15 protein-coding genes are annotated in these 12,321 nt (G+C 66.3%); 14 read left to right on the top strand and 1 reads right to left on the bottom strand.

Translation table 11 applies throughout. The annotated features are described in order from the left end of the window. Positions 1-50 precede the first annotated feature (50 nt). The 14 genes from ACQEVU_RS46095 (at position 51) to ACQEVU_RS46030 (ending at position 11,970) form a co-directional block, all read left to right on the top strand. A complete protein-coding gene (locus ACQEVU_RS46095) occupies positions 51-1,658 on the top strand; it encodes a terminase (protein WP_433336000.1) in 1,608 nt (535 codons plus the stop codon). Further along, positions 1,658-3,106 carry a phage portal protein gene (locus ACQEVU_RS46090; protein WP_433335998.1) on the top strand — a complete coding sequence of 483 codons (1,449 nt, stop codon included), beginning with the start codon at positions 1,658-1,660 and terminating at the stop codon, positions 3,104-3,106. Before ACQEVU_RS46095 ends, ACQEVU_RS46090 begins: the two co-directional genes overlap by 1 nt. Next, entirely contained in the window at positions 3,090-3,827 is a 738-nt protein-coding gene (locus tag ACQEVU_RS46085; RefSeq protein WP_433335996.1) for a hypothetical protein, read from the top strand. Before ACQEVU_RS46090 ends, ACQEVU_RS46085 begins: the two co-directional genes overlap by 17 nt. An 84-nt stretch (positions 3,828-3,911) precedes the next feature. Then, the gene (locus ACQEVU_RS46080; protein WP_433335994.1) at positions 3,912-4,433 is read left to right on the top strand and encodes a hypothetical protein; all 522 of its coding nucleotides are present in this window, start codon (positions 3,912-3,914) and stop codon (positions 4,431-4,433) included. Between the two features lie 28 nt (positions 4,434-4,461). Further along, positions 4,462-5,388, top strand: a complete 927-nt coding sequence (locus ACQEVU_RS46075; protein WP_433335992.1) for a P22 phage major capsid protein family protein — start codon at positions 4,462-4,464, stop codon at positions 5,386-5,388. A 79-nt stretch (positions 5,389-5,467) separates the two neighbouring features. Continuing rightward, on the top strand, positions 5,468-5,884 hold the full coding sequence (locus ACQEVU_RS46070; protein WP_433335990.1) for a hypothetical protein: 417 nt from the start codon (positions 5,468-5,470) through the stop codon (positions 5,882-5,884). Positions 5,885-5,910: 26 nt separating this feature from the next. Continuing rightward, positions 5,911-6,222, top strand: a complete 312-nt coding sequence (locus tag ACQEVU_RS46065; protein WP_433335988.1) for a hypothetical protein — start codon at positions 5,911-5,913, stop codon at positions 6,220-6,222. Further along, positions 6,222-6,509 (top strand): hypothetical protein, encoded by a 288-nt coding sequence (locus ACQEVU_RS46060; protein WP_433335986.1) that lies wholly within the window; start codon positions 6,222-6,224, stop codon positions 6,507-6,509. The genes ACQEVU_RS46065 and ACQEVU_RS46060 overlap by 1 nt, the downstream gene beginning before the upstream one ends. Beyond that, positions 6,509-6,913 (top strand): hypothetical protein, encoded by a 405-nt coding sequence (locus tag ACQEVU_RS46055; RefSeq protein WP_433335984.1) that lies wholly within the window; start codon positions 6,509-6,511, stop codon positions 6,911-6,913. Before ACQEVU_RS46060 ends, ACQEVU_RS46055 begins: the two co-directional genes overlap by 1 nt. 61 nt (positions 6,914-6,974) lie before the next feature. Beyond that, positions 6,975-7,580: a hypothetical protein gene (locus ACQEVU_RS46050; protein WP_433335982.1), complete on the top strand. Its 606-nt coding sequence runs from the start codon at positions 6,975-6,977 to the stop codon at positions 7,578-7,580. A 119-nt stretch (positions 7,581-7,699) separates the two neighbouring features. Beyond that, entirely contained in the window at positions 7,700-8,002 is a 303-nt protein-coding gene (locus ACQEVU_RS46045; protein WP_433335980.1) for a hypothetical protein, read from the top strand. Next, positions 7,963-8,400 (top strand): hypothetical protein, encoded by a 438-nt coding sequence (locus tag ACQEVU_RS46040; protein ID WP_433335978.1) that lies wholly within the window; start codon positions 7,963-7,965, stop codon positions 8,398-8,400. The genes ACQEVU_RS46045 and ACQEVU_RS46040 overlap by 40 nt, the downstream gene beginning before the upstream one ends. A 15-nt stretch (positions 8,401-8,415) precedes the next feature. After that, positions 8,416-11,172 carry a tape measure protein gene (locus ACQEVU_RS46035; RefSeq protein WP_433335976.1) on the top strand — a complete coding sequence of 919 codons (2,757 nt, stop codon included), beginning with the start codon at positions 8,416-8,418 and terminating at the stop codon, positions 11,170-11,172. Positions 11,173-11,181: 9 nt separating this feature from the next. Continuing rightward, positions 11,182-11,970: a hypothetical protein gene (locus ACQEVU_RS46030; RefSeq protein ID WP_433335974.1), complete on the top strand. Its 789-nt coding sequence runs from the start codon at positions 11,182-11,184 to the stop codon at positions 11,968-11,970. Positions 11,971-12,014: 44 nt separating this feature from the next. On the opposite strand, the gene ACQEVU_RS46025 is transcribed toward ACQEVU_RS46030, so the two are convergent. Beyond that, positions 12,015-12,140, bottom strand: coding sequence for a hypothetical protein (locus tag ACQEVU_RS46025; RefSeq protein ID WP_433335972.1), 126 nt, complete (start codon positions 12,138-12,140; stop codon positions 12,015-12,017). Positions 12,141-12,321: the final 181 nt, after the last annotated feature.

The following is a 12,321-nucleotide window of genomic DNA, read 5'->3' as shown; positions in this document are numbered from 1 at the left end:
CGGGGGTTGCTGTGCAAACAGGCAACCTCCCCTCAGGGCTGCCCGAGGACGTGGGTCTCTACACCCTCGGTTGGGCTGTGCTCGCATGGTGTTCCAAGCACCTAGTACAGCCTGACGGCCCGGACGCCGGTCAGCCGTTCCGCTTCACGCCTGAGCAAGTCCGCTTCGTGCTGTGGCTCTATGCCATCGACAGCCGCGGACGGTGGGTCTACAACATCGCCGTCTTGCGCCGCATGAAGGGTTGGGGCAAGGGGCCGATGACGGCCGCGCTCTGCCTCGTGGAGCTGCTCGGCCCGTGCCGCTTCGGTGGCTGGCGCAAGGACGGCCAGCCACGCGTAATCAAGCACCCGAAGCCATGGGTACAGATCGCCGCGGTCAGCGAGAAGCAGACGGCGAACACCTTCACCATGATCCGCTCGATGATCGGCGAGCGGACCGAGATTGATGGCATACCCGTCGACTCTGGCCTGACGCGCATCTACGCGGGCAGGAACAACGATCGCAAGCTAGAGCCTGTTACAACGGCCAGCAAGAGCCTTGAGGGCAATCAGATCTCGTTCGCCGTCATCGATGAACCGCACCACCTGTTCGAGACCAACGGCGGCAAAGAGCTAGTCAAGGTCTGCAAGCGAAACGCCGCGAAGTCTCGTGAGGGCTCGGCGCGATGCATGCTGACGACCAACGCACATGCCCCTGGCATGATGTCGGCCGCAGAAGACGAGTACCTCGCGATGCTTGCGGCCAAGGAAGGCCGCACCAAGCGCAACCGGCAGCTTTACGACTGCATCGAGGCGCCTCCCGTCACGGACTACGCCGATGAAGACGAGATGCTCGCCGCGCTCGCGGTAGCCCGTGGCGATTCGACCTGGCTCGACCTTGAGCGGCTGCTCGATGACTTCTACGATCCGGCCGTCCCGATCGAGGACTCGATTCGGTTCTACCTGAACCAACTCGCGGCCTCCGCGGACGCGTGGACCACGCAGCAGAACATCGATCGGGCGTGTCAGCGGGACATCCCGTTACCGCCCAAAGATGCGCTGATCGCCTTGGGCTTCGATGGCTCATTCTCGGACGATGCCACGGTCCTGATTGGCTGCGACATCAAGTCTGGCCACACCTTCGCGGTGAAGATCTGGGAGAAGCCAGACGGACCGGAGGCGAAGGACTGGGAGGTTGACCGCGAGGACGTAGACCGTACGGTCCGGTGGGCCTTCGCCCACTGGGATGTGTGCGCCTTCTTCGCGGACGTCCACCCCTTCGAGTCCTATGTAGACGCATGGGCCGAAGCGTTCCGCGAGGTGCTCTGCGTCAAGGCTGGCCCGAAGCATTCGGTCGGTTTCGACATGCGTAACCGCGTGCAGGACTTCACCCGTGGCGCCGAAGCCATGCGGGCAGCCCTTGATGAGGGCACGGTCACGCTCGGCGCGGTCGAGCCGCGTTACCTCGAAACGCTGAAGCGCCACTTCGCCAACGCGCGCAAGCGCCTCAACCAGTACGGAACCAGCTTCGCCAAGGACGGCAGGGAGAGCCCCCGCAAGGTCGATGGGGCCGCTGGCGCCGTGCTCGCGCGTCTCGCGCGCCGCGCGGCCATTGAGGCCGGCGTACTCACCAAGCGCCGTCGTCGGCGCGGCAACTACAAAGCCGGAGGGTTCTCCTAGTGTCTGTCGAGGCTCTCGGCGTACTGCTCAACTTCCGGGCTGAAGAGAAAGACCGGCTTGACTACGTGCGCCGGTACGTCAAGGGTGATCATGATCTGCCCTACATGCCCAAGGGCGCGCGCCAGGAGTACAAGGGCATCGTCGCCAAGTCGGTGGCCAACTGGCTGCCGCTCATCCCGACCGTCATCGCACAGAACCTCTTCCTTGAGGGCTACCGCAACCCCGAGGACGTGGGCGAAGACGGCTCGAAGAGCGTCGCTCAGTGGGCGTGGGAGGTCTGGACTGCCAACGGCATGGAGGCGCGGCAGAGCGCCGTTCACCGCGGCGCGCTGACCTACGGCGTTCACTATGCCATCGTGTTGCCGGGCGAGCCCGTGCCCGTCATCCGCCCTGCGTCGGCCCTGAACATGACGGCCGTCTACGACGGTGAGGACGACGAGTGGCCGATCTTCGCGGCGAAGTTCTCCCGGGCCTACGCCAACGGCAAGATGGTTCGCCGTGTCGAGCTGTACGACGACACCGAGATCATCACCTACCACGGCCCCACGAGCGACACCCGCGACGCTTCGGCGTTCACGGAGGTCAAGCGCGAGAGTCACGGCATGGGTGTGTGCCCGGTCGTGCGCTTCCGCAACGAGTGGGAGGACTCCGAGGACGAGCCCATCCGCGGCGAGGTAGAGCCGTACATCCCGATCCAAGACCGGCTCAACGAGACGACGCTTGGTCTGCTGATGGCGCAGAATTACAGCGCCTTTATTCAGAAGTGGGTAACCGGCCTCGCGATCCCGGAGGACACGAACGAGTTCCTCTCGGACGGCACCACGCCGAACCCCAACTTCGGCAAGCCGATCGAGCCGTTTCAGAGCGCGGTCGATCGCCTGTTCTTCTCCGAGGACCCGGAGACGAAGTTCGGCAACTTCGATCAGACGGACCTGTCCGGCTTCCTGGCGAGCCTCGAAGCGGGCATCAAGCACCTGAGCGCCATCGCTCAGATTCCGCCCCACTACTTGCTCGGGGCGATTGCCAACCTGAGTGCCGAGGCTCTCGCCGCGGCTGAGACTGGCCTCACCCGCAAGGTGGGCGAGCGGAAGAGCCTCTTCGGTGTCTCGTGGGCGCAGGTGCTCAGGCTCGTGTGCATCGCCGCGGGCAAGGCCGCGGACACCTCGGCCGTGGTGCTCTGGCGCGACGCTGAGGCCCGAAGCCTCGCTTCGACCGTGGACGCGTTCGGCAAGCTCGCGCAGATGCTCGACGTGCCCAAGGAAGCGCTGTGGGAGCGGATTCCTGGCGTCACCATGGCGGACGTCATTGCGTGGCGCGCGCTCAAGGAGAAGCAGGCCGAGGCCGACCCGATGGCACAGCTCGCCAACAAGCTGGCCCAGCAGGGCGCGGAGTTGGCTACCACTCCGGCACAGCCGGCGAACGGGGCGCCCGATGGCGGTAACGCCTGAGGGCGCGGCCCTGACGCGTGACTACGTGCGGGGCCAACTCGCGCTCACGAAGTCCGTCATCACGGACATCCAAGCCGTCTGGCCCATGCTCGATCCCAAGGCGCTTGACGCGTCGTTCCCGCGCTACTTCACCTCGGCGCGGGCGATCGTGCTCGACGCACGGCACAGCATGGAGTCGCTAACGAGCCGGTACTACACCGCGTTTCGCGCGGCCGAGGGGGCAACCGGCCTAGAGCCGCTCGTTGAGCTGGCTCAGCTTGAAGCTGAGCGACTTTTGACGGCCCTGGTAGTAACAGGACCCTCCGCGGTCAAGACGGCCGTACGCGACGGTGTAGACCTCGATCGCGCGATGCGGTTCGGGTTCACGGCGCAGGCCGGCGCAGCAAGCCGGCTCGCGCTCGACGCTGGCAGGGACCGGCTCGACCGGTCCGTACGCGCGGACGATGCCGCGCTTGGCTGGCACCGTGTCACCTCGGGCAAGGCGTGCTACTTCTGCGCGATGCTCGCGAGCCGCGGGGCCGTCTACAAGACGGCTCGGTCCGCGGGCAGAGATCACCGGTATCACGACCACTGCGCATGCACGCAGGAGCCGATGTTCTCGCGCAAGAGCGCGATGACGCCGGAAGCGGAGCGGTACCGCGCGCTCTGGGATCAGAGCACCCAGGGCAAGTCAGGCGCCGAGGCGGTCAACGCCTTCCGCCTGGCCCTCGAATCGCAGTAACCGGGCGCCCCTGGCGGGCTCCCGCGCAACCCCCACTCGGCGTCCCCGGAGGGCGCCTTTTCCATGACTCCAGGAGGGTCACAAATGGCGGACGAAGAGACCCCTACGGCCGAGGTCGAGACTCCCTCAACGGCGAGCGAGCCGGAGAACAAGGAGCTGACCCCGGATGAGCTGAAGGCGGCTCTCGCTGCCGCTCGCAAGGAGGCGGCCGGCTACCGCACCAAGCTTCGCGAGGCTGAGCCCTACGTGGCCAAGGCCCGGGAGCTTGAGGAAGCCCAGAAGTCGGACGTCGAGAAGCTCACCGCGGCGCAGGCTGCCGCGCTGGCTCGCGCCGAGAAGGCCGAGGCCGAGCTTCTGCGCCTGACGGCCGCTCGTGCGGCCGGCCTCGATCTGGACATGGCCGACCGGCTGAAGGGCTCGACGCTCGAAGAGCTGACCGCGGACGCCAAGGCCCTGGCCGAGAAGTTCCCCGCCAACGAGACCCCCGCGGTGCCGCGCAAGCCGCACAAGAGCGTCCGCGAGGTCGCCCCCGTTCCCCCCGGCGCTGCCGATGACGAGTCGCCTGCGGCTCTCGCGTCGCGCATTCGCGGCCGGCGCCGATTCTGACCCTCTGAACAACTAGGACACATGCAACATGGCACATGACCTCAAGAAGAACGCGCCCCTGATCATCAAGGCCGCGCTCGGTCTGCTCGAAGAGGAGCTGACCCTCGGGCAGCTCGTGTACCGCGACTTCGACAGCGATTTCGCGGGCAAGCAGGGTGACACCGTCAACGTCAAGCGGCCGGCTCGCCTGACCGCTGAGGACATCGGTTTCCGGTCGAGCAACCGACAGGTCACCGGTCAGGATCTCGTGGAGAGCACCTTCCCGGTCAAGCTCCGTGAGTACCCGGTCAACGCGGTCGACCTGTCCGACGAAGAGATGACGCTCGACGTCGAGAACTTCGGCTCTCAGGTGCTTCAGCCTCAGGTGGAGGCCATCGCCCGGTACATCGAGGCGCGGCTTGCCTTCGAGATGCAGGCCAACACCGTCACGGGCGCCCTCGGCGCCAAGACGGACGGCTCGGACCTGCTCGCGAAGATCACCCGGGCGCGGAAGCTGCTGAACGATCGGAACGTCTCGCGGGGCGGCCGAATCCTGCTCGTCGGCTCGGCCGTCGAGGAGGCCCTTCTCAACCTGGCCATCCTGACCGAGGCCGACAAGAGCGGCACCACGGAGGCACTCCGTGAGGCGATCCTCGGCCGGCTGCGCGGCTTCACCGTCGTGGGCTCGAACCAGATTGACGAGGACGTCGCCATCGCGTACCACCCGACCGCGTTCGCGCTGATCACCCGCGCCCCGGTCATCCCGGACGGCGCGAGCTTCGGCGCGGCCACCTCGTACGGCGGCTACGCCATGCGCTGGATCAAGGACTACGACGCGAGCCGTCTGTCTGACCGGTCCGTGCTTGGCACCTTCATGGGCATCGAGCCCATCAAGGACCCGGTGGACCTGGCCGACATCGACGGCGCGCAGAGCATGCAGCGCGCGGTTCGGATCGACCTGGACGTTGCGCCGTAACGCAACCGCCTCTTTCGGCCCTGAAGGTTAGTCTTGAGATGGCGGGGCTTCGGCCCCGCCTCTCCGGTGAGGAGATCGCATGGCTTACGCGACGGTCGCAGAGATGGCCAAGCTTCGGCCAGGCGGCATCGACGCTGAGGACGAGGACCGGGCCGAGGCCCTGCTAGACGAGGCTTCCCAGCTTGTAGACGAAGCCACGGGGACGACGTGGGTAGCTCCTGCTACCCCTCCGCGGGCCGTCAAGTCTGTGGTAATCCAGGTGGCGCTACGCGTCTTCGACAACCCGAACGAGGTCTCCGGCGAACAGCTCGGGGCCTACAGCTACCAGAAGCCACAGGATCGGGTCACCGGTCTTGAGCTGAGCAAGTCCGAGCGTAGGCGAGTCCTCGCCGCGGTCGGCAAGGTCACCGCCGGCTCTGTGCGCGCGCCGCTTGGCTACGACGTAACGAGCCTGGCCGGCTTGACGGCCATCGGCGATGGGGGCGATCCCCTGTGATTTCGCCGCTTCTCCGTCCTCACCGGGTGGTCATCGTGACGCCCGGCACCGAGGCCGATCCCTACGGGGGCATGCGGTCGAGCTGGACGACGGCCACCCGGACCACCGTTCGCGGGTGGCTGCAAGAGAGCGTGGCGCCCGAGGCGCCGGACGACTCGCGCACCGATGACGCGTCCGGCTGGACGCTCATCCTCCCGGGCAATCCGCCGATCGATGAGCGGTGCCGCGTTGAGGCCAACGGCGAGACGTTCCGGATCGTGTTTCGCCCCCGCGTGGTCAACAGTCCCCGAGGGGTGCACCACGTAGAGGTCAAGGTCATGCCCTTGGGGCCGACCTGATGGCGCGCGTCGAGGTTGACGAAGAGGGGGTGCTCGAAGAGACGCGCAAGCTCGCGATGGCCTGGCTCACGGCCAAGGCCGTGCAAGCGGCCGGCATCGCTGCCTCAACGGCACCGAGCGACGACGGCACGTGGTCTCAGTCCTTCTCGGTGAAGAAAGGCCGTTGGGCCGTGTGGGTGGTCTCCAGCGACCCCGCGGCCGTGCAGAAGGAGCTAGGCGCTCGGCACGGCAAGAACCCCAAGTTCCGCACGATGGCGAAGGCCCTCGAAGCCGTCAGGGAGGCGTGATGACGTCGCCGTACGTCGCGTTTCCCGACGCTGAGATTGCGGTTCTGGATTACCTCCGGCTCGCGATTCCCGGCATCCTCTGCAACGTCGAGGCGCCGGACGGCTACCGGCCCGATGACGGCGTGTTCGTGCGCGTCGAGCGCATCGGCGGACAGCCCAACTTCCCGGTCAGTGATTACCCGTTGCTCGACATCGAGGCGTACGGGCCGACGCGCGACGCAGCGTCGCAGGGGCTCGCCGAGGCCCTCGCTGTGCTCGCGGTCGCGAGGTATCGCGCGGATGCCGCGGTTGCGTTCGGCGAGATGACCGTCATCACCGGCGCGCAGTTCGTGCGCGATCCGGTCACGAAAGAGGACCGCTGGCACGCCATGGTCTCGATCGGCATTCGCGCTAAGCGCGTCTGACACAACCCGCCTTCCACCCCGCAGCCACGCCGGCTAGCGGGGTTCTCTCCGTGGAGCATCCATGACCGCAATCACTCAGTTCGACCCCGACGCGATTCGCGTCGCCAACAACGGCATCATCGTCGTGGCTGCCACCGGCACGACCATTCCGGCGCTGACCCACTCTCAGCACGCGCTCACCGCGTGGGCCGATCCCTTCGTGTCGCTCGGCACGTTCAACGAGGACGGCGTGGAGCACGAGTTCTCCGAGGACACCGAGGACATCAAGACGTGGCAACTCGGCCTCGTCCGGACGATCGTCAAGGGCCGCTCGGCGACCCTGAAGATCGGCGCCGTCGAGTCCAGCAAGGCCACCCTCGAACGGTTCTACGGCGCTGAGTTCGTCGTGACCGGCGCGTCCGGCTCCGAGATCGCCAAGCTCACCGTGACCAACACTGCCCCGCGGCCGGCTGAGCTGTACGTCTTCGAGTGGCTGGACAGCGCCACCGGCGCCGTCTGGCGCTGCGTCTTCGAGCGCGGCCAGGTCGGCAAGGTCGAGAGCCCGAAGTTCAACGCCAAGGGTGCCCTTGAGTGGGGCATGACCCTGAGCGCTCTCGGTGGGTCGGCCAACTCGACCCTCATGTACTGGGAGACCAACGATCCGGCTATCGCCGTCGCCGGTAGCTGATACACCACCGCGTCCGCAAGCCGGGCGCGGTCTTCAGGGGCTAGGGCATTCGCGCAGGGGTGCCCTAGCCCTTCTTCTTGCCCTCACCCTGCGCGCCCCTGAAAGGAACCCTGCGCAAGATGTCTTCTCCGAACCGCAAGCGTTACAAGCTGTCCGAGCTGCGTCAGAACGCCGAGGCCAAGAACGGCTCGTGCATCTACTTCGAGGCGCCGGACGACACCGAATACGTCATCCCTGCCCCTGGCTTCTGGCCGGACGAGGTTCACGAGGCCATGCGTTCGCAGGATGCGCTGAAGATCGCGCAGGCCCTGCTTGGTGCCAAGTACGCGGACTTCGTGGCCTCCGGTGGCCGCGCCGATGACCTCGGCATGGTGCTGGAGTCGTGGGCCTCGGACCAGGGGGCCGACGTCCCAAAATCCTGAGCCTGCTCGATTTCCTCGAACAGCACTTCGAGGACGTCGAGTTTGACCTCAGGCGCTACCTCGGCGTGAACCTCGTTGAGGAGATCGGCTCGGAGAGCCTGACGTGGCGCATGTTGGGCTCTTTCATCGAGCGTCTCCCGCTCGACAGCGCGCTTGCGCTGGCTCAGGCCAAGCCTGAGGAACGGCAGTGGGACATGCGCAATCACCTCTTGGCCACGATCGCCGATCGGCTCGCGGTCTCGAACTGGCTCGCGGGCAACATGCTCTGCGCCTGGTCAAAGGAGGGGTCGGAGAACCCCGTTCCGAAGCCCGAGCCGATCCCTCGCCCCGGCGTTGAGGCGCCGAAGAAGCAGCGAGGCATGAAAGCACTGGTTCGCGCGATGGGTGCGCCTGTCTAGAAAGGATGACGCCACGTGGCGTTTAAGGCAGGCGCTGCCTATCTTGAGCTGAAGGTCGGGGATACCTCGGTCCTTCTGCACGGCGTGCGACAGGCCGCGGTCACCGCGGCGCAGGCTGCCGAATCCAGCCTCTCCAACCGGATGACGGCCGCACTGTCCAAAGTGGGCGACAAGGCCAAGCAGGTGGGCCAGGCGATGACGCTTGGCATCACGCTGCCCGTCGTCGGCATCGCTGCCGCGGTCGGTCGCTCCGCGTTCTCGATGGCGAGCGACCTACAGGGCGCGGAGATCAGCTTCACGAAGCTGACCGGCTCGGTGGACAAGGCCAAGGCCGTGGTCCAGGACTTGGCGCAGATCGCCGCTACTACGCCGTTCAGCACAAGCGCTGTCATCGACGGTGTTCGCGGCTTCGCTCAGCTCGGCCTGAGCATCGATGACGCCAAGCGGTACCTCCTGGCGTTCGGCGATGCTGCCGCAGCGAACGGCGCCTCTTCGCAGGGCCTCGAACTGGCCCTCTTGGGCGTGCGGCAGATGATGCTGAAGACCAAGGTCTCAGCCGAAGAGATGAACCAGATCACCGAGAATGCCTCCATTCCCGCGTGGTCTGAGATGGCCAAGGCGACGGGCAAGCCGGTGGCCGAGCTGATGAAGCTCGGCGAGCAAGGGAAGCTCCTCACCAATGACGTTCTTCCGGCGTTCATCACCCAGCTACAGAAGGACTACGGCGGCTCGATGGCGAGCCAGGCCGGCCGACTGAGCGCCGCGTGGGAGACCTTCAAGGAGACGTTCACCCTCAAGGTTGCGAACGTCCTACTGAAGTACGCGCCGCAGATCACGCAGGCCATGGCCGACATCGGCAACAAGGCCGGCCCCGCGCTCGACAAGGCCGTACCCGGCCTGATCGGCGTAGGCAAGGCCGTTGGCAGCCTCGTGGGCGGCATCGGGAGCCTGCTCGGCCGCTTCGCCAGCCTCAACCCGCAAACGCAGAAGTGGATCGTCTACCTGATCGCGGGTGCGGCTGCCGCCGGCCCCATGGTGCGCATCCTCGGCAGCATCACGAGCGTTGCCTCTGGCGCCGTGAAGGGCGTCAGCGCGCTTATCGGCGTGACGCAGGGCCTCACCGCGGCCATCCGCGGGCAGGCTCTCGCGGAGGGCGCCTCCAGGGCAGCGACGATCGCGCACACGGTGGCCACGAAGATTGCGACCGCGGCACAGTGGCTCTGGAACCTCTCCCTGTGGGCCTCGCCGATTACGTGGATCGTCGTCGGCATCGTCGCACTTGTCGCGGTCTTCGTCCTGCTGTGGGTCAAGTGCTCGTGGTTCCGGAACTTCTGGATTGGGCTCTGGAACATCATCAAGAGCGCGGCCCTGGCCGTAGCTCGATGGTTCGCCGGCCCGTTCGCGTCGTTCTTCGTCGCCATCTGGAACGGCCTCGTAGCCGGCGCCATGTGGCTGTGGCACGGCCTCAAGGCCGTGTGGGATGCCGTCGTCTCGGCGGCCATGTGGCTGTGGGGCGCGCTCAAGGCGGTATGGGACGCGATCGTTGCCTCCGTCCGGTGGGTTGTCAACGCCGCGCTTGCGGTCTTCCACTTCTTCCTCCCCGGCATCAAGCTGGTCTTCGGCCTGATCGCCGCGGTTGTGAGCACCGGGTGGGCCGTCGTGACCGCGCTCTTCGCGGTCGCGCGGACGCTGATCATTGACCCGATCATCGCCGGCTTCCGGCTCATGTGGTCCAACATCGTGTTGGCGTTCGAGCTGATCAAGGCCGTGGCCGTCGCCGTGTGGGGCTTCCTGTCGCCGTACATCATCGGCGCTGCGCGAGCGATCTGGTCCTTCCTGGTGACCGCGTGGAACGCCATCTCCGGCGCCGTTCAGGCGGCATGGGGCTTCATCGCCCCGTACGTCATCGGTGCGGCACAACGGATCTGGAGCTTTCTCACCGCGGCGTGGAACGCGATCTCTGCCGCCGCAACGTTCGTGTGGAGCCTCATCAGCGGGGCAGTCTCCGCGGCGTGGAGCTTCATTGTCTCCATCGTCACGGCCTCAGCCACGCGGGTGTGGTCCTTCCTCACGGGCGTGTGGAACGGCATCTCCTCGGGCGCGTCCGCGCTATGGAACGGCATCAAGACGGCCGCATCCGCAGCATGGAACTTCGTCGTTGGCCTGGTACAGGCCGGCGTGGAGCGCATCAAGGCTTCGATCGACGGCTTCAAGGTGATGCTCGACAAGGTCAAGAGCTTCTTCAACCAGCTCAAGGACGCTGCGAACGGTGGCACGGGGAGCCTGATCTCCTTCGTGGCCGGCATCCCGGGCCGTGTGGTTGACGCTCTCGGCGACCTCGGCGGCAAGCTCTACAACTCGGGCAAGAGCCTGATTCAGGGCTTCGTCAACGGCATCAAGGACAAGATGGGCGAGGCCGTTGATGCGGCTCGCAACGGGCTCAACAAGGTCCGTGACCTCTTCCCGTTCTCGCCCGCGAAGACCGGCCCCTTCTCCGGTAAGGGTTGGGTCTACTACAGCGGTCAGAGCGTGTCTGAGGGCTTCGCCGAGGGCATCCAGGAGCGCGCCGACATCGCACAGGATGCGGCGCTCAACCTGACCGCGGTCACTCAGTCCGCAGTCGGCACGAGCGGCAGCGCTCGACCGGCGCCGGTCACGTACGTGACGGTCCGGATTGGCAACGAAGAGTTCAGGGGCTACGTCGAGACCGTGGCTGACGAGCGCGCCGACGCGCGCAACGAGGCCACGGCCCGGAAGCTGCTCGGCCGGTAAGGGGGCGCGATGCCAGCAACACTCACCATCACGCCCAACACGGCGGATGCGAGCTTCTCGATCACCGCGGGGTCGCTCAGCGGCATTACGTCGCTGAGCCTCACCCGGAACGATCCGGACGGCTCCTCAAGCCCCGTCCGCTCGGCCACCAACGTGGTCACGGGCGGGGCCACAACCCTGGCCTTCTTCGACTACGAGGCGCCGCTTGACTCCACGGTGTCCTACACGCTGACGCCCAACACAGGATCGCCGGTCACGTCGGCTACGTCGTCCATCGTCACGGACGGTCAGACGTACTGGTTGAAGAACGTCGCGCAGGAGACGCTGAGTCGCAAAGTCGAGGTGGCGGACATGAGCGCCGTCGTTCGGCCGGCTCGAATCCTGGCCACGTATCCCGTGCTCGGGCGCAAGAATCCGGTCGTCATCTCCGACGTGCGCTCGGGGCGCGTAGGCATGATGAAGCTCAACACGTATACCGCGACGGAAGCGGCGGACCTGCGCGAACTCTTCGCCATGGGCCTGCCGCTGCTATTCCAGGCGCCCGCGCTGACGGGCTTCGCGGATATGTACTTCGTGGCCGGTGACCTTGCCGAGATCTGGCCCGGTTCCGCGCTCTCTCCTGAGCGACGGTGGGAGATCCCGTTCACAGAGGTCGACTCGCCAACCGATGACCTGGTGGCGATCGGCAACAACTCGTGGGCCAAGGTCGCGCAGTTCGGCACAGGCTCCCGACTCCTGGCCAAGCGTACGTCGTGGCTCGACGTGCTCAACCGGCCGTTCACTCAAGCCGACGCATAAGAGCGAAGGACCGCCAACCCTTGCCGGGCTGGCGGTCTCGGCGCTTACTCGTCCTGCTTCGCTGCTTGCACCTTGCGGGCATGCCGCTCTCGACGCAGGAGCAGGGCCATCACGTGGAGGGCGGCCTGCCGCCGGCCTCCGTGTTTGCTGTAGACGGCGGTGATCGCCATTGCGGAGACCGTGACGGCTCTAATGCTGGCAGTCAGCGCGTACGCCGCTAAAAGCGCCGGTAGGGCGCTGTGAGCCAAATCCATGTGACCTATGCCTTCTTCGTAGAGGCGCTAAAGGCGCCTCTCCACAGCGGATCTCGGCCACGCGCCGATCGTAGGCCGCGATCTCTCATGATCGCCA

The organism is Dactylosporangium sp. CA-139066 (genome assembly GCF_050936175.1).
In the GTDB taxonomy this organism is placed as follows: Bacteria; Actinomycetota; Actinomycetes; order Mycobacteriales; family Micromonosporaceae; genus Dactylosporangium.
Note: the sequence above shows the minus strand (reverse complement) of the source record. Positions and strands in the feature narration are given on the sequence as shown.